Here is a 17021-nt window from a genome sequence, read left to right as displayed (position 1 = left end):
TGAGCGAAACAACAATTCAACCTAGCAAGCTTGCAGCGTCAAATTGCGAGAGAACCAATAGATCGGGTGGCTTACACCACCCGAAAACTCGCTTACAGTACCAAACGACGAATGTCGCTCAGACTCTCATTCAAGTAAGTGATAAAGCGAGCGCCTTCCGCACCGTCGATCACACGGTGATCATAAGACAGCGACAGTGGCAATTGCAGACGTGGCACAAACTCTTTGCCATTCCACACCGGCTTCATCTCCGACTTAGACACGCCAAGGATCGCTACTTCTGGTGCGTTAACGATCGGCGTAAACGCAGTCCCACCAATGCCACCGAGGCTAGAGATAGTAAAGCAGCCACCTTGCATATCCGCCGCCATCAGTTTACCGGCGCGCGCTTTCTTCGAAACTTCCGCCAGCTCTTTCGATAGCTGGTAGATGCCTTTCTTATTGACATCTTTAAACACAGGAACCACCAAGCCATTCGGAGTGTCGACCGCGATGCCGATATTGACGTATTTCTTCAGGATCAAGCTTTCGCCATCGTCAGACAAAGAAGCATTGAACGCTGGGAAAGCTTCTAACGCTTTCGCCGCCGCTTTCATGATGAACACTAATGGCGTGATCTTCATTCCGGTATCACGCTTGGCTTCCATCGCGTTTTGCTCTTGGCGGAATTTCTCTAACTCAGTGATATCCACGTTGTCCCATTGGGTTACGTGCGGGATCATCACCCAGTTACGGTGCAAGTTAGCACCCGAGATTTTCTTGATGCGCGACAGTGGTTGCACCTCGGTATCACCAAACTTGCTAAAGTCCACTTTTGGCCAAGGCAGTAAGCCAAGCGCCGAGCCGTCACCTTTACCCGCCGCTTGCGCGCCAGATTCCAAACGTTTCAGCGCTTCTTTCACGTAAAGCTGTACGTCTTCTTTTAAGATGCGGTTCTTACGGCCCGAGCCTTTCACTTGCTCAAGATTAACCCCAAACTCACGTGCTAAACGACGCACCACAGGTGAGGCATGTAAGTACTGATGGTTTTCTTTAAACTCACCACTGGCGGCCGGTGCTGCTGCAGCGACTGGTGTTGCTGCTGGCGCTGAAGCGGACTGAGTAGTAACTGGGGTTGCTGCGGCCGTTACTGGAGCCGCGACCGGTGCTGCGCCCGCCACTTCAAATACCATGATCAGCGAGCCGGTTGAGACTTTGTCGCCCGCGGCGATTTTGATCTCGCTTACCGTGCCAGCAAAAGGCGCAGGGACTTCCATGGAAGCTTTATCGCCTTCCACGGTGATCAGTGATTGCTCTTCGGCCACCACATCGCCGACTTTGACCATGATTTCCGTCACTTCAACTTCATCACCACCAATGTCTGGTACTTGCACTTCCTTGCGTGCCGTAGCAGCTGGAGCCGCGGCCACTGGAGCCACAGCAACCGGTGCCGCCGCTTGAGGAGCTGGTGCAGCCGCTGCTGCACCTTGCGCTTCAAAGACCATGATCAGCGAGCCAGTAGACACTTTGTCACCCACCACCACTTTGATCTCTTTCACGATGCCCGCTTGAGAAGCAGGCACTTCCATCGATGCTTTGTCGCCTTCCACCGTGATCAGTGATTGTTCTTCCGCCACTTGGTCGCCAACGTTGACCAGAATCTCAGTGACTTCAACCTCATCCGCACCGATGTCAGGTACATAAATTTCGATTGTCATTACGTTTCCTTCCTTCAATTAAGCGTACTGCGGGTTGGTTTTTTCAGTATCGATGTCGAATTTGTTGATGGCTGCTGCAACCACAGATTTCTCCACATCACCACGTTTAGCCAATTCATTCAGCGCTGCAACAACCACATAGCCAGCATTCACTTCGAAATGACGACGCAGATTTTCACGGCTGTCTGAGCGGCCAAAACCATCGGTTCCCAGCACTTTGTAAGACTCACCCGGAATGAATGCGCGTACTTGATCCGCGTAGTTCTTCATGTAGTCGGTCGCTGCAATCGCAGGCTCAGTCCCCATCACTTGTGCGATGTAAGGCACTTGCGCATCCACGGTAGGGTGCAGCATGTTGAAGCGCTCACACGCTTGGCCATCACGTGCCAATTCGTTAAATGAGGTCACGGAGTAAACATCCGATGCAACACCGTACTCTGCACTCAGAATTTGCGCAGCTTTACGCACTTCATTCATGATGGTGCCTGAGCTCATCAGTTGCACTTTGGCTTTGTTACCCGCCGCTCCTTGAGATGAGTAGCTTTCCAGCTTGTAGATCCCCTTACGGATCCCCTCTTCGGCACCCACTGGCATCGCAGGATGAGCGTAGCTTTCGTTCATCACCGTCAGGTAGTAGAACACGTTCTCTTGCTCACCATACATGCGGCGAATACCGTCTTGTAGGATCACCGCCACTTCATAAGCGAAGGTTGGGTCGTAAGAGATACAGTTAGGAACGGTGCCCGCCAGAATGTGCGAGTGACCATCTTCGTGCTGCAGACCTTCACCGTTCAGTGTGGTACGGCCAGCTGTCGCCCCCAGTAGGAAGCCACGCGTTTGTTGGTCGCCCGCCATCCATGCCATGTCGCCAACGCGTTGGAAACCGAACATTGAGTAGTAGATGTAGAACGGGATCATCGGCAAGTTGTTGGTGCTGTATGAGGTTGCCGCCGCAACCCAAGATGACATTGCACCCAGCTCGTTGATCCCTTCTTGCAGTACCTGACCTGAGGTTGCTTCTTTATAGTAAGAAACGATATCGCGATCTTGTGGGGTGTAGTTCTGACCGTGCGGGTTGTAGATACCGATTTGACGGAACAAACCTTCCATACCAAAGGTACGCGCTTCATCGGCGATGATCGGCACAATATTCTGACCAATGTTCTTATCTTTGAGCAGGATATTCAGCGAACGGACATAGGCCATGGTTGAAGAAATTTCACGGCTCTGCTCTTCGAGCAGCGGCTTAAACTCTTCCAGCGCTGGCACCACGAATTCGCCCGTGAAGTTAGGCAAACGCGCAGGGGTATAACCGTGCAGCGCTTTACGACGAGCGTGCAGGTACTCGTACTCTTTTGAGCCTTCATCTAGCTTCAGGTAAGGCAGATTTTTGATCTCTTCATCGGAAATCAGATCTTGCAAGCCAAGACGGTTACGCATCGCCAAAACATGGGTCATATCCATCTTCTTCACTTGGTGGGCAATGTTCTTACCTTCCGCCGCTTCACCCATGCCATAGCCTTTGACCGTTTTCGCGAGGATCACGGTTGGACGACCTTTGGTTTCTTGGGCATTTTTGTACGCTGCGTACACTTTCGATGTTTCATGACCACCGCGTTTCAGTGCGAAGATCTCATCGTCAGTCATATCGGCCACCAGCGCGGCTGTCTCTGGGTATTTACCAAAGAAGTGCTCACGCACATACGCGCCATTTTTCGATTTGAGCGTTTGGTAATCGCCATCCACCGTTTCGTTCATCAGTTGCAGCAGTTTACCTGTGGTGTCTTTGGCCAGCAGTTTGTCCCAGCCGTTACCCCAGATCACTTTAACCACATTCCAACCCGCGCCACGGAACAGACCTTCCAACTCTTGGATGATCTTACCATTACCCGTCACTGGGCCATCCAGACGTTGCAGGTTACAGTTGATCAGGAAACACAGGTTATCCAGCTTCTCACGAGCAGCGAAAGAGATCGCACCGCGTGATTCTGGCTCGTCCATTTCACCATCGCCAAGGAAAGCGTAGACACGCTGTGCGGTGGTGTCTTTTAGGCCACGGCCATTGAGATACTTCAGGAAGCGCGCTTGGTAAATCGCAGAAATTGGCCCCAAACCCATAGATACCGTCGGGAATTGCCAGAATTCAGGCATCAATTTCGGGTGTGGGTAAGAAGGAATGCCTTTGCCATCGACTTCCTGACGGAAGTTATCCAGTTGCTCTTCACTCAAGCGGCCTTCGACGAAAGCGCGAGCATAGATCCCCGGAGAAATATGACCTTGATAGTAAACCAAGTCACCACCGTCTTGCTCATTAGGCGCACGGAAGAAGTGGTTGAAACAGGTCTCATAGAACGCCGCGGAAGATTGGAAAGAAGCCATGTGGCCACCCAGTTCCAAATCTTTTTTCGAGGCACGCAGCACGATCATGATCGCGTTCCAGCGAATGATCGAACGAATACGACCTTCGAGCGTGGTATCACCTGGGTAAGCAGGCTCTTGCGCCGCTGGAATGGTGTTGATGTAGTTGGTGGTCACGCCGGTTGGCATATCAACCCCATCTAAACGCGCTTTTTCCAATACTTGCTCAAGCAGGTATTGGGCACGCTCTACGCCTTCTTCACGGACAACGGATTCAAGGGCAGCAAGCCACTCCTGAGTTTCCAGTGCATCTACGTCATGCTTCATGTCAGACATGGCGATCTATCCTTCTGTTGGTTGGATTAAGTTGAATCGCAATGGCCGCTTATTGCGGCGCATTACCTTGCTGAATTCGACGCAGAGATCGCTCTCGACGAGTCTGCTCTCGGGTCAAGTCCAACAACGTTTCTTCAATATAAGCTAAATGAGAATGGGACATTTCACGCGCCTTTTCCGGCTGACCAGAAACAATCGCATTCACAATGTTAGCTCGGTGCTTAGTTACTTTCTCTACCGCTGCTGGGCGGTGATGTAATAATGTAAAGTTTTGACGAATATTCTGCTCAAGCAGCGGGCTTAAACTGCGCACAATGTGTAATAGCACCACGTTGTGCGCCGCTTCAGTAATGGCAATTAAAAATGCCATGACACATTCCGCTTCTTGATCGACATCGTGTTGATCAACATGCTTGCCGTGTTGAGTTTCGGCAATCTTGGTCGCACAGTGTTGGATCCGAGCAAAATCTTGTTCGGTACCACGCAATGCCGCAAAATAAGCGCAGATGCCTTCCAGCGCATGGCGCGCTTCCAACAGATCTAACTGCGTTTCGGAGTGGCTAGACAATAAATTGAGCAAAGGGTCGGTAAAGCTTTGCCACATACGATCACTAACGAACGTACCACCACCTTGGCGGCGGGTGAGCAAACCTTTGGCTTCTAGGCGTTGTATCGCTTCTCTGATTGAGGGACGAGACACATCAAACTGCTTGGCCAACTCACGTTCCGGGGGCAGTTGCTGACCGGGCGCGAGTGATCCTTCCACTATCAATCTCTCCAATTCTTGTTCAATCGCATCAGAGAGTTTTGGCTGACGAATCCTTTGATAGGCCATAATTTATTGTTCTTTTACTTTTATTCTTGTTGCTGGCAATTGGTCATACCAATTTCAAGTTGCTGCAGAAATTAACATAATTAAAATATCACTGTCCAGCCAAAAGTTGACCCAAATCATGGAAGCACCTCCCAGCAAACATTTTGCTAACAATATTTAATTGAGACCATAAAATAATTGAGCGAGTCAGTTACAAAAAACACACGAATGGGGCGTTGATGGGCTAGAAAACGACAACACCGGAGGATTTATACCCAAACAACTTCGAGTTTCAGGTCGGCGGCAAGTGAGTGAGTCCCCATGAGCATAGGCAAACTATGTGATTGGGGGTGATTGGGGTGAACGAACGTCGCCAACACCGCTGCAGCTTCAAGTAGGAAGGGTATATTGCTCGCAAGAGTTCGATTTGGGGATATTGCTCGGCGCAAAATGCGTGGACAGTCAGTGCCCTCGGCAGAAAAAGAAATGGCAAAATGGGAGTATCCGCAACTCAATGATTTGGCGTTGTGGATCAGCAGCAACAGACCGCTGCCACTTCAAGTGGCAAGCGGATGACTCTATTTGGCTTCGATATGATCGATCATCAATTGCAGTGACTGATTTCCACGAAATTGATTGATATCGAGTTTGTAGGCTAAGCGAACGGTTTTGACCGAGGCATCCGGCCAGCGGCGCAGATCAACATTAAACGCAATCCCATCGATCATCACATTGCTGGCAAAGCCTTTATACAGCGGCTCTAACATCAATTTGAGATGCTTATCACCAACCAATTTTTGGTGCAATACTTTAAACTCGCCATCAAACAGTGGCTCAGGGAACGCTTGCCCCCACGGCCCGCCCGCGCGCAGTATTTCAGCGGTGTGTAGCGAAAACTGCTCGGGCGTCAGCTCACCATCACTGAGAATAATGCCTTGCAAGGCGGCATCATCCAGCTCTTGGCGTACCAGTTGATCAAACAGCTGACAAAAACGCTCAAAGTTTTGCGGCTCAATAGTTAAACCCGCCGCCATCGCATGGCCGCCAAATTTAATGATGATACCGGGATGCTGGGTGTCAATTTTATCCAGTGCATCGCGCATATGCAGCCCAGCAATTGAGCGGCAAGAGCCTTTCAGTTTGCCATCACTGCCTTGCGCAAAAGCAATCACTGGGCGGTGATATTTCTCTTTGATGCGTGAAGCGAGAATGCCGATCACCCCTTGGTGCCAATCTCGCTGAAACAGCACTAAACCGTAAGGCAGCTCGCGATCGTCACTCAGTTGCAAACGCTCACAAAACGCCACCGCCTCTTGCTTCATGCCCTCTTCAATCTCTTTGCGAGTTTGATTAAGGCCATCCAGTTCACTGGCCATGCGCCTTGCGGCGTGGATATCATTACACAGCAGCAACTCAACCCCAAACGACATATCATCCAAACGACCAGCGGCGTTGATCCGTGGCCCGAGCGCAAAACCAAAATCCGCCGCCACCAAACGCGATGCATCCCGTTTTGCGATTTCAATCAATGCTTGGATCCCCGGACGCGCAAGCCCAGCGCGAATGCGTTGCAAACCTTGATGGACCAAAATGCGGTTATTGTCATCCAGTGGCACCACATCAGCGACCGTGCCGAGCGCGACTAGATCAATCAATTCCATTAATTTAGGTTCAGCCATGCCTTGCGCGGCAAACCAACCTTGCTGACGCATATGCACGCACAGCGCCATCATCAAATAGAACGCAACCCCAACTCCGGCTAATGCCTTAGAGGGGAAAGCACACTGCTGCAAATTGGGGTTCACCATTGCATCCACCGGCGGCAACTGTTGGCCCGGTAAATGGTGATCGGTGACCAACACTTGCAAGCCTTGCTGCTTGGCGTAACTCACCCCCTCTAGCGAAGAGACCCCGTTATCAACCGTCATGATCATCTGTGCGCCACGCTGCAGGGCTTGATCCACCACTTCAGGGCTTAAGCCGTAACCATCGTCAAAGCGGTTCGGTACTAAGTAATCCACATTACGGCTGCCAAGCATGCGCAGCGCCAACACCGACAACGCCGAGCTGGTCGCGCCATCGGCATCAAAATCACCCACCACTATGATGCGTTTTTGCTCGACAATCGCGGTAAACAGCAACTCCACCGCACGCTCAATGCCGTGCAGTTGTTTAAATGAATGCAGCGCTTTGGCGGCTTTTTCCAGTTGTGCTACATCGCTTACACCACGGCTCAGGTAAAGCCGACGTAACAGTGGGTCGATGTGATCAGGTAACAGCGCAAGATCGGGCGCAGGTCGACGTTGAATTTCTATCATGTGATGACAGGCCAAAGTTACCTTCGGCCTGATCCTTTAATTAATGGTCAATGAGGATTGGAGCCGATTATTGAGTGGCCTGTAGGCGTTGCAGCAACTGTGGTGCAGGCAGATAACCGCCAACCATCTCACCATTAGGCAAGAAAATCGCCGGTGTGCCGCTAATGCCTAACTCTTGGCCAAGTCGGTAATGCTGGGCAATGGTTTGTTGGCACTGGGTGAGCGATTGACCTTTGGCCAGCGAATCTGCGCTAATGGTTTTACGATTAACTTTCGCCTCATGCAGCGCCGCTTTCGGATCGCTAGCACACCAAATCGCGGCCATTTGCTCAGCCACTTGGCCAGTCGGCCCTTGGCGAGGATAAGCCAAGTAGCGCACGGTAATACCTAAATCGTTGTACTCTTGGATTTGGCTGTGCAAACGCACACAGTAGCCACAGGAAATATCGGTAAACACACTGATCGCGTATTTTTCGTTGGCCGCTTTAAATTCCAGCATGCTCGGTTGCAGTGCCGCCAATTTTTGCGCATTGAGCGGAGCTTGACGCTGCGCCAACACATCAACATAGCCGCCATTAGCATCCAGCGCGTACAGCGTGCCCGCAATAAAATGCTGACCATCCTCGGAAGCAAACAGTACCCCACCAGACGTTTGCACTTCGAGTAAACCGGCAATATCCGCCGGTTTGACCTGCATAACTTGCAGGCCGAGTTTGGCAAAGCGCTGTTCAAGTTGCGCTGTATTTGATGGTTCAGTGCTGGCTTGCACGCCCGATGCCATGCTCAATAAAGGAAAAGCCAGCCATGTTAGTCGGCGCAGTATGCTCATCAATATCACCTTATTTTCAAGCCCTTGGATGGTGCTCGTTGTGGAGTTGTTTAAGCCGCTCGGTCGCGACATGCGTATAAATTTGGGTGGTGGATAAATCACTATGCCCAAGCAGCATCTGCACCACACGCAAATCCGCGCCATAATTGAGCAGATGAGTCGCAAACGCATGCCGCAATACGTGCGGCGAGAGTTGATCGAGTTCAATCTGCGCAATCAGCGCATAGTATTTGATGCGATGCCAGAAGGTTTGCCGGGTCATCTGTTGACCACGGCTGCTCGGAAACACAATATCTGAAGTCCGTTCACCTAATAGTAAAGACCGTCCGTGCTGTAAAAAAGTTTCAATCCATTCTACGGCATTTTCGCCCATCGGCACCAAACGCTCTTTGCCACCTTTACCGGTCACGCGCACCACCCCTTGGCGCAAGCTCATATTTTCCATGGTCAGCGAGACTAATTCAGTGACCCGCAAACCGGTGGCGTACAGCAGTTCGAGCATCGCTTTATCGCGTAGCTCAATCGGCGCTTGTGGATCTGGTGCATTCAGCAGCGCCTCAACTTGCGCCTCACTCAAATCTTTGGGCAGACGCACCGGTAATTTGGGGCTGATCAACAGTGCGCTCGGATCATCGGCACGCACTTGCTCACGGTGCAAATACTGAAACAGCCGCCGAATGGCCGATAGCATGCGCGCTTTGGAGGTCGCTTGGTAATTTTGCTCGCTTAACCAGCTCTGATACTCCAGCAGGCCAGCAAAGCTAATGAAATCTAATCGATAGCCCTGCGCAGCCATCCAATCTAATAATTTAATCAAATCATTGCGATAAGAAGCGACGGTATTTTCCGCTAAGCCGCGCTCTAACCACATCGCATCTAAAAATCGTTCAACCATCCCCAGATCTGTCGATAAAGGTTCAGCAGATAAGGGATCGATAGATAAGGCTTCGCTCACACAGTCCTCAGCTTTAGCTGTCTCTTTACAGCGTGTTTTTATTCTTAACTCAAAAATTCCCGCTCTCGTTGCCGTTAGGCGGCAAGTCGCACGGGTATAACATAAAAAAGCCCACAATGCAGGATATTGGCTGCATTGCGCCCATATTTATGGTTAGAATTTGCCATGGCTACCTCAACCGAAACAAACAACTGATGAAGATTGGTCTATTTTATGGATCTAGCACCTGCTACACCGAAATGGCAGCTGAGAAAATTCGCGCCATAATTGGAGAAGAGCTAGTGGATATCCACAATGTCAAACAGGCTCCGCTCAGCTTGATGAATGATTATGATCTGCTGTTGCTGGGCATTTCAACTTGGGATTTCGGTGAAATTCAACAAGACTGGGAGGCGGTATGGGATCACATCGCTGGCGTGTCGCTAAAAAACAAGTACGTCGCGTTATTCGGCTTAGGCGATCAAGAAGGTTATGGCGAGTGGTTTCTGGATGCGATGGGGCTGCTGCACAACCAGATCCAACAGAGCGGAGCTAACCTGCTTGGCTACTGGCCCAATCAGGGCTACCACTTTGCAGCTTCCAAGGCTTTGACTGAAGATGGCAGCCATTTTGTCGGCCTAGCGCTGGATGAGGATTCACAATATGAATTGAGCGATCAGCGCATCGCTACTTGGGTGGAACAAGTGCTGAGCGAATACCACGCTGCGCTGTAAGTCAACGCCCAATCTATGCCGCAAAGCCATACTAAGCAAAGCCATGATGCTGCCAAGCAAAACCATGCTGCTAACGATTCATGCTGCTAACGATTAAAGCGCTGTAGCCTGTAATCCTGCGCGTAAGCGTCGCCAATCAAACACTAAGCCGGGATCGGTTTTGCGCAGCGGCGCAATATATTGATGGCCAGTAATGCGCGCCGCGGTGATGTGCGGATAACGCGCCATTAGCGCTTGAGTCAAGGTGATCAACGCCTGATATTGCGCCTCGGTATACGGCACAAAATCGGTGCCTTCTAATTCAATACCAATCGAATAGTCATTGCATTTAGCGCGCCCAGCAAAAGAAGAGACACCCGCATGCCACGCGCGCAGATGAAACGGCACAAATTGCACCACTTCACCATCACGACGGATCACACAATGCGCCGACACGCGCATTGGCGCGATCACTTTAAAAAACGGGTGCTGCTCGGCATCCAATTGGCCGAGAAAAAACTGCTCAATATATGGGCCACCAAATTGATTGGGCGGCAAGCTGATGTTGTGCACCACCAGCAGTGACACATCTTCACTATCACTGCGTGCATCACAGTGTGGCGAGGGGACTTTTCTCGCCAGACGGTACCAGCCTTGTGCATCAATCATGCTCGCTCCTTGATGGGTTGACTGCTTGGGTTTGTTCACGGCTTAACTTTATTCACAACTTAGCTTTGTTCGCGACTCACGTTTATCCTCAATTGAAGTTTGTTCGCAACTGGGGATAAATTTGCCGCCAACGGCCAACGCTCAGTCGCCGGCGGATGCAGCCCATTCTAGCGTGCGGCAATTGAAATGCGAGATTAAAGGCTGAATTTCTCGCCGACAGTCAGTATCATGGCCGAGTTAGCCATTAACACGGACCCTCGACTTGCGATGAAATCGACTCACAACAGCCAAGATCGCCTAGCATACTTAACCCAACAATTGCCAGCCGATATTACCCGCAGCGTCAGCGATGCGCTCAAAGAAGACTTAGGCGGCACACTCAACCCTGCGGCCGATATTACTGCAAGCCTGATCCCCGCCGATCGCATTAGCCGCGCGACCCTTATCACTCGTGAAGCGGGGGTATTTTGCGGCCAATTATGGGCCGATGAAGTGTTTAAGCAGCTCGGTGGCCAAGTCCATATTGAGTGGCAGGTACAAGACGGTGATACGCTTACCCCTAACCAAACCTTGTGCAGCTTAACCGGGCCAGCGCGCATTTTGCTCACCGGTGAGCGCAGCGCGATGAACTTTATCCAAACCTTATCCGGCTGCGCCACGCTCACTGCGCGCTATGTGCAAGAGCTCAAAGGCACAGAGTGCCGCTTGCTCGATACCCGCAAAACCATTCCCGGTTTGCGCAGCGCCCTGAAATACGCGGTAGCGTGCGGCGGTGGTCATAATCACCGGGTTGGGGTGTTTGATGCTTACCTCATTAAAGAGAACCACATTATTGCCTGCGGTGGGATAGCTCAGGCGATCAGCACAGCGAAACAGCTTAACCCCGGCAAACCGGTTGAAGTGGAAACCGAAAGTTTGGCCGAATTGGAAGAGGCGATCCGCGCCGGAGCCGATATCATTATGCTCGATAACTTTAGCCTTGAGATGATGCGTCAAGCGGTACAGATTAACGCTGGGCGCGCGGCGCTGGAAAACTCCGGCAATATCACGCTTGATAACCTAAAACAGTGTGCTGAAACTGGGGTGGATTATATTTCGGTCGGCGCGCTAACCAAGCATGTACGGGCGCTCGATCTCTCGATGCGCTTTAGCGCCGAGCCCGCTTAACCGCGCCGCAACCACTTAACACAGCTGCCCGTCATCCAGCGCAGGCCCCCATCGGGTGCCTGTGTTTTTTTAACTGACTCGTAATTTTTTGCACCGCCGCCGCAAGCTAAGCAGGTAATTCTGTGCGTGGCTCGCAGCCTCCTATCAAGCCCATTTCTCCTGTGCATCACACTGCTTATCCTCAGCTCACGATATACGTCAATAGCAATGGAGAAAGTGATGAAAGCGTATAACAAACTGCAACAGGGCTTTACCCTAATTGAATTGATGATTGTGGTGGCGATTATTGGCATTTTGGCCGCTTTTGCGATCCCCGCTTATCAAAACTACACCAAACGAGCTCACGCCAGTGAAATGCTGAGTGCAGCATCTGCTTTTAAAACCGCCGTCGGAATTTGTTTACTAGATGGTCAAGCTGATTGTTCCGCAGCGAAAGGAGGTGTACCTGCAGCGCAAAGTTTTGCAAAAAGTACCAATGATCATTTCACTATTACGTCAAATGTTAAGCAAACAACCGTAGGTTCTGTAGATAACAATTCTGAAATCACTGCCACCGTGGTTAAAAAAGGCGCACTACCTAAAGATGGTAAAGTGGCCTTAGAACCCAAGCTAGACGCTTCCGGTGTAACGTGGGTTGTAACCTGTACTGGAGAGGGTTTTGCAGATTGGTGCCCTGTCAAGTAAATGCTCACCAATCTAATCGCGATCTTGCGCCAAGCTGAGCTAATTAGTGCGGCGCAACAGCAAGCGGTGCTCGAACACGTTAGCGCTGCCGACACTTCGGTGCCGGAGGCGCTGCTGGAGCTAAAGATTTTCCACCCTCAGCAGTTAACCGAGCAACTGAGCCATATTTTTGGCTTACCAGAAACCGAACTTAACCGCTACGACTATGCCGAGCTGTGCCAACAGCTCGGTTTACGTGAGCTGATCACCCGCTATCAAGCACTGCCGCTCGCCAAACAAGGCAATTTACTGCTGCTCGCGGTGTCCGATCCAACCTTACTGCAAGCCGAAGAAGAGTTTCGCTTCGCCTCTGGGCTACAAGTTGAGTTGGCACTGGCCGATCATCGTGCCTTGCAAGCGGCAATCCGCCGTTTGTATGGCCGCTCAATTCAAGGCGCAGCTAATCAAGGTAAAGAGATCAGTCAAGATGAGCTGGCCGATCTGGTGCAAATTGGCGCCGATGAGCTGCAAGCGATTGAAGATCTGAGCCAAGATGACTCGCCGGTCAGCCGTTTTATTAACCAAGTGCTGCTTGATGCGGTGCGCAAAGGCGCCTCGGATATTCATTTTGAGCCGTATGAAAACCAATTTCGCATTCGGCTACGCTGCGATGGGATTTTAATCGAAACCCAGCAACCGGCGAGCCAGTTAAGCCGCCGCTTAGCCGCGCGGCTAAAAATCCTCGCCAAACTCAATATTGCCGAGCGCCGCCTACCGCAAGATGGGCGGATCAAACTGCGCCTTAATGCCGATACCGCAATTGATCTGCGCGTCTCAACCTTGCCCACGTTATGGGGTGAAAAAATCGTGCTGCGGCTGCTCGACAGCAGCGCGGCCAATTTGGATATTGATAAGCTCGGTTACAACCCGCAGCAAAAACAGCTCTATCTAACCGCGCTAAAACGCCCACAAGGGATGATTTTAATGACTGGCCCAACCGGCAGCGGCAAAACCGTATCGCTGTACACAGGGCTGCGCATTCTCAATACCGCGCAAATCAATATCTCCACCGCAGAAGATCCGGTCGAAATTAACCTGACGGGTATTAACCAAGTACAAGTGCAACCGAAAATTGGTTTTGGCTTTGCCGAAGCACTGCGCTCATTTTTGCGCCAAGATCCCGATGTGGTGATGGTCGGCGAAATCCGCGATCTGGAAACCGCAGAAATCGCGGTCAAAGCGGCGCAAACTGGTCACTTAGTGCTCTCAACTTTACATACCAACTCCGCGGCAGAAACCGTGATCCGCTTAGCCAATATGGGAGTGGAGCCGTTTAACCTCGCCTCATCACTGAGTTTAATTATTGCTCAGCGCCTGGCGCGTCGCTTATGCCAACAGTGCAAAGTGGCTCATGCGCCATCGGCGATTTTGCAAAACCAGTTTGCCTTTCAAGCCGATGAAGTGTTGTACCAAGCCAATCCAGCCGGCTGCAATGAATGTACCGGTGGCTATTCTGGTCGGGTCGGCATTTATGAGGTGATGGCGTTTAACCCAGAGCTGGCAGAAGCGATTATGCAGCGCGCCACCATTCAACAAATTGAACAGCTAGCCTGCGCAAACGGCATGCAAACCCTGCAACAGTCCGGCTTAGAAAAACTGCGCCAAGGCATCACCAGTTTTACCGAGCTACAACGAGTACTGTATTTCTAAACCAAGCACGATCGACCAAACAACGAGTTCTTCTATGCAAGCGAGCAAATCTGTAGCCTTAAAACACTACCGCTGGAAAGGCATCAACAGTAACGGCAAAAAAGTCCACGGCCAGTTACTGGCACTCAGCGAATTAGAAGTGCGTGACAAGCTCAAAGAGCAGCACATTCAGATCAAAAAACTCAAAAAAGGCAGCGTCTCTTTACTGGCACGCCTTAGCCATCGAGTCAAAGGTAAAGACATCACCCTATTAACCCGCCAACTGGCTACCATGCTCACCACTGGTGTACCGATTGTGCAAGCGCTCAAGTTGGTCGGCGATAACCATCGCAAAGCGGAGATGAAATCGATTCTGGCGCAAATCACCAAAGGGGTTGAAGCGGGTACGCCACTCTCAAAATCGATGCGTACTGCCAGCTCGCATTTTGACAGCTTGTACGTTGATTTGGTGGAAACCGGTGAAATGTCCGGTAATTTGCCGGATGTGTTTGAACGCTTGGCGACTTATCGGGAAAAAAGTGAACAACTGCGCGCTAAAGTGATCAAAGCGCTGATTTACCCCAGTATGGTGGTATTAGTGGCGCTTGGCGTTTCTTACCTAATGCTGACTATGGTGATCCCCGAATTTGAAGCGATGTTTAGCGGTTTTGGGGCGGAACTACCTTGGTTTACTCAGCAAGTGCTCAAACTATCACACTGGGTACAAGCCTATAGTGGATGGGCATTACTGGCGATTGGCGTAGCACTCTTCGGGCTCAAAACGCTACGCCAAAAATCATTGGCAGTGCGTTTAGCTACCAGTCGCCTCAGCCTGAAAATGCCGGTCATCGGCTCAGTACTGGCCAAAGCCTCGATCGCCAAATTCAGCCGCACTCTCGCCACCAGCTTTGCCGCCGGTATTCCGATCCTCGCCAGTTTAAAAACCACGGCCAAAACCGCAGGTAACATCCACTTTGAACACGCCATCAATCAAGTGCACCGCGATACGGCGGCCGGGGTACCGATGTATATTGCGCTGCGCAATACTGAAGCGTTTCCGGAAATGGTGCTGCAAATGGTGATGATTGGCGAAGAGTCAGGCCAGTTGGATGATATGCTGAATAAGGTCGCCAGCATCTACGAATTTGAAGTGGATAATACCGTGGATAATCTCGGCAAAATCCTTGAGCCGCTGATCATTGTCTTTCTGGGCACTGTGGTGGGCGGCCTAGTGGTGGCGATGTACTTGCCGATCTTTAACTTGATGAGTGTCTTAGGTTAGTATGGCAATCCCCACGCACTTGGACGCTGGGACAATTAGCTTAGAGCATAAAAAATGGAACTGTTTGATTACTACCCGTGGCTATTTCCGCTATTGGTTAGCTTATTTGGCCTGATCATCGGTAGCTTTCTGAATGTGGTGATTTACCGCTTACCGAAAATAATGGAACGCGAATGGCGCGCTGAGTGTGCGGCAAGTTTTCCTGAATACGCGATTAGCCCGCCAGACGGTGTGCTCACCCTCAGTGTGCCGCGCTCCACTTGCCCACACTGCAATACCCCGATTCGAGTGATCGATAATATCCCACTGCTCAGTTGGCTGTGGCTGCGCGGTAAGTGCTCACACTGCCAAGCACCGATCAGTGCTCGTTATCCCTTGATTGAGCTATTGAGCTCGGTGGTCAGTGGCCTGATCGCCAGCCAATTTCCGTTTGGTATCTATGCCGTGGCGCTACTGTTTTTCAGCTATGTGCTGATTGCAGCAACGTTTATCGACCTCGATACCATGCTGCTGCCCGATCAACTGACCCTGCCGTTACTGTGGGGTGGTATTGCACTGGCACTGCTTGGTTTTTCTCCGGTTTCACTTCGTGATGCGGTGATCGGCGCTATGGCAGGCTATCTCTGTCTATGGTCAATTTACTGGCTGTTTAAATTACTGACCGGCAAAGAAGGCATGGGCTATGGCGATTTCAAACTGCTGGCCGCCCTCGGCGCTTGGCTTGGCTGGCAACTATTGCCAGTGATCGTGCTGCTGTCGTCACTGGTTGGCATCGTGTTTGGCTTAATCCAACTGCGCCTACAACGGCAAGGGATTGATAAAGCTTTCCCATTTGGGCCTTATTTGGCGATCGCAGGTGGCTTGGCTCTGCTGTATGGTGAGTCGATCATCGCGTGGTACTTCTCCACTTGGGTTGGGCCATTATGAGCTTATTCGTTGCACTGACTGGCGGCATCGCCAGCGGCAAAACCACGGTTGCCAATCTGTTTCATGAGCAGTTTGGCATCGACTTGGTCGATGCCGATGTGATTGCTCGTGAGGTGGTGGCTACCAACACGCTAGGGCTACAAGCGATTGCAGCCCATTTTGGGCCAAGCATTTTACAGGCCGATGGCTCACTCAACCGCGCCGCCCTACGTGAGCGCATCTTTACCGATCCGGATGAGAAAGTCTGGCTGGATCAACTGCTGCATCCGCTGATCCGTGAGCGGATGCGAGCGGCGCTCAACCAAACCCGCTCCCCTTATGCATTATTGATTGTGCCGCTCTTGGTTGAAAACCAACTGCAAAGTATGGCGGATTGGGTGCTGGTGGTAGATGTGGATGAAAAAGTACAGATTGAGCGCACTATGGCGCGCGATAGGGTGTCACGCGAGCAAGCACAAGCGATTCTCGCCGCGCAAGCCTCACGCGCTGAACGACTGGCAATTGCCAACGATGTGCTCAAAAATGATGCAGAAAACCAGAAACTTTTGCCACAAATCACACTATTGCACCAAAAGTATCTAGCCATGAGCAGGCAAAATTTGTGAGAATAAGCGCAAAGAATCCA

14 protein-coding genes are annotated in these 17021 nt (G+C 51.2%); 7 read left to right on the top strand and 7 right to left on the bottom strand.

Features of this window, described 5'->3' with window-relative positions; all coding sequences use genetic code 11:
• Nucleotides 1-92 precede the first annotated feature (92 nt).
• From aceF to xerD, 6 genes are all read right to left on the bottom strand, one after another.
• Entirely contained in the window at nt 93-1697 is a 1605-nt protein-coding gene (gene aceF, locus G7083_RS08560; RefSeq protein ID WP_166014389.1) for a pyruvate dehydrogenase complex dihydrolipoyllysine-residue acetyltransferase, read from the bottom strand.
• Between the two features lie 18 nt (nt 1698-1715).
• The gene (gene aceE, locus G7083_RS08555) at nt 1716-4391 is read right to left on the bottom strand and encodes a pyruvate dehydrogenase (acetyl-transferring), homodimeric type (RefSeq protein ID WP_166014388.1); all 2676 of its coding nucleotides are present in this window, start codon (nt 4389-4391) and stop codon (nt 1716-1718) included.
• A 49-nt stretch (nt 4392-4440) separates the two neighbouring features.
• A complete protein-coding gene (gene pdhR, locus G7083_RS08550; protein ID WP_166014387.1) occupies nt 4441-5226 on the bottom strand; it encodes a pyruvate dehydrogenase complex transcriptional repressor PdhR in 786 nt (261 codons plus the stop codon).
• A 557-nt stretch (nt 5227-5783) separates the two neighbouring features.
• Entirely contained in the window at nt 5784-7523 is a 1740-nt protein-coding gene (gene recJ, locus G7083_RS08545) for a single-stranded-DNA-specific exonuclease RecJ (protein WP_166014386.1), read from the bottom strand.
• Between the two features lie 67 nt (nt 7524-7590).
• Nucleotides 7591-8352, bottom strand: coding sequence for a bifunctional protein-disulfide isomerase/oxidoreductase DsbC (gene dsbC, locus G7083_RS08540; RefSeq protein ID WP_166014385.1), 762 nt, complete (start codon nt 8350-8352; stop codon nt 7591-7593).
• Between the two features lie 16 nt (nt 8353-8368).
• Nucleotides 8369-9247, bottom strand: a complete 879-nt coding sequence (gene xerD / locus G7083_RS08535) for a site-specific tyrosine recombinase XerD (protein ID WP_166015022.1) — start codon at nt 9245-9247, stop codon at nt 8369-8371.
• Nucleotides 9248-9501: 254 nt separating this feature from the next.
• On the opposite strand from xerD, the gene fldB reads away from it, so the two are divergent.
• The gene (fldB, locus tag G7083_RS08530; protein WP_166014384.1) at nt 9502-10020 is read left to right on the top strand and encodes a flavodoxin FldB; all 519 of its coding nucleotides are present in this window, start codon (nt 9502-9504) and stop codon (nt 10018-10020) included.
• A gap of 93 nt (nt 10021-10113) precedes the next feature.
• Here fldB and ampD read toward each other — a convergent pair whose 3' ends face one another.
• Complete coding sequence (gene ampD, locus G7083_RS08525; RefSeq protein ID WP_166014383.1) at nt 10114-10668, bottom strand: 1,6-anhydro-N-acetylmuramyl-L-alanine amidase AmpD; 555 nt, start codon at nt 10666-10668, stop codon at nt 10114-10116.
• Between the two features lie 267 nt (nt 10669-10935).
• Here ampD and nadC point away from each other — a divergent pair, with 267 nt between their 5' ends.
• The 6 genes from nadC (at nt 10936) to coaE (ending at nt 17001) form a co-directional block, all read left to right on the top strand.
• The gene (gene nadC / locus G7083_RS08520; RefSeq protein ID WP_166014382.1) at nt 10936-11835 is read left to right on the top strand and encodes a carboxylating nicotinate-nucleotide diphosphorylase; all 900 of its coding nucleotides are present in this window, start codon (nt 10936-10938) and stop codon (nt 11833-11835) included.
• Between the two features lie 219 nt (nt 11836-12054).
• Nucleotides 12055-12519: a prepilin-type N-terminal cleavage/methylation domain-containing protein gene (locus G7083_RS08515; protein WP_166015021.1), complete on the top strand. Its 465-nt coding sequence runs from the start codon at nt 12055-12057 to the stop codon at nt 12517-12519.
• Nucleotides 12520-14208 carry a type IV-A pilus assembly ATPase PilB gene (pilB, locus tag G7083_RS08510; RefSeq protein WP_166014381.1) on the top strand — a complete coding sequence of 563 codons (1689 nt, stop codon included), beginning with the start codon at nt 12520-12522 and terminating at the stop codon, nt 14206-14208. It abuts the gene before it with no gap.
• Nucleotides 14209-14242: 34 nt separating this feature from the next.
• Nucleotides 14243-15469: a type II secretion system F family protein gene (locus G7083_RS08505; protein WP_166014380.1), complete on the top strand. Its 1227-nt coding sequence runs from the start codon at nt 14243-14245 to the stop codon at nt 15467-15469.
• A 54-nt stretch (nt 15470-15523) separates the two neighbouring features.
• Nucleotides 15524-16396: an A24 family peptidase gene (locus tag G7083_RS08500; protein WP_166014379.1), complete on the top strand. Its 873-nt coding sequence runs from the start codon at nt 15524-15526 to the stop codon at nt 16394-16396.
• On the top strand, nt 16393-17001 hold the full coding sequence (gene coaE / locus G7083_RS08495) for a dephospho-CoA kinase (protein WP_166014378.1): 609 nt from the start codon (nt 16393-16395) through the stop codon (nt 16999-17001). Before G7083_RS08500 ends, coaE begins: the two co-directional genes overlap by 4 nt.
• The last annotated feature ends 20 nt before the right edge of the window (nt 17002-17021 follow it).

The sequence above is a fragment of the Vibrio sp. HDW18 genome (assembly GCF_011306175.1).
Lineage (GTDB): Bacteria > Pseudomonadota > Gammaproteobacteria > Enterobacterales > Vibrionaceae > Vibrio > Vibrio chanodichtyis.
Note: the sequence above shows the minus strand (reverse complement) of the source record. Positions and strands in the feature narration are given on the sequence as shown.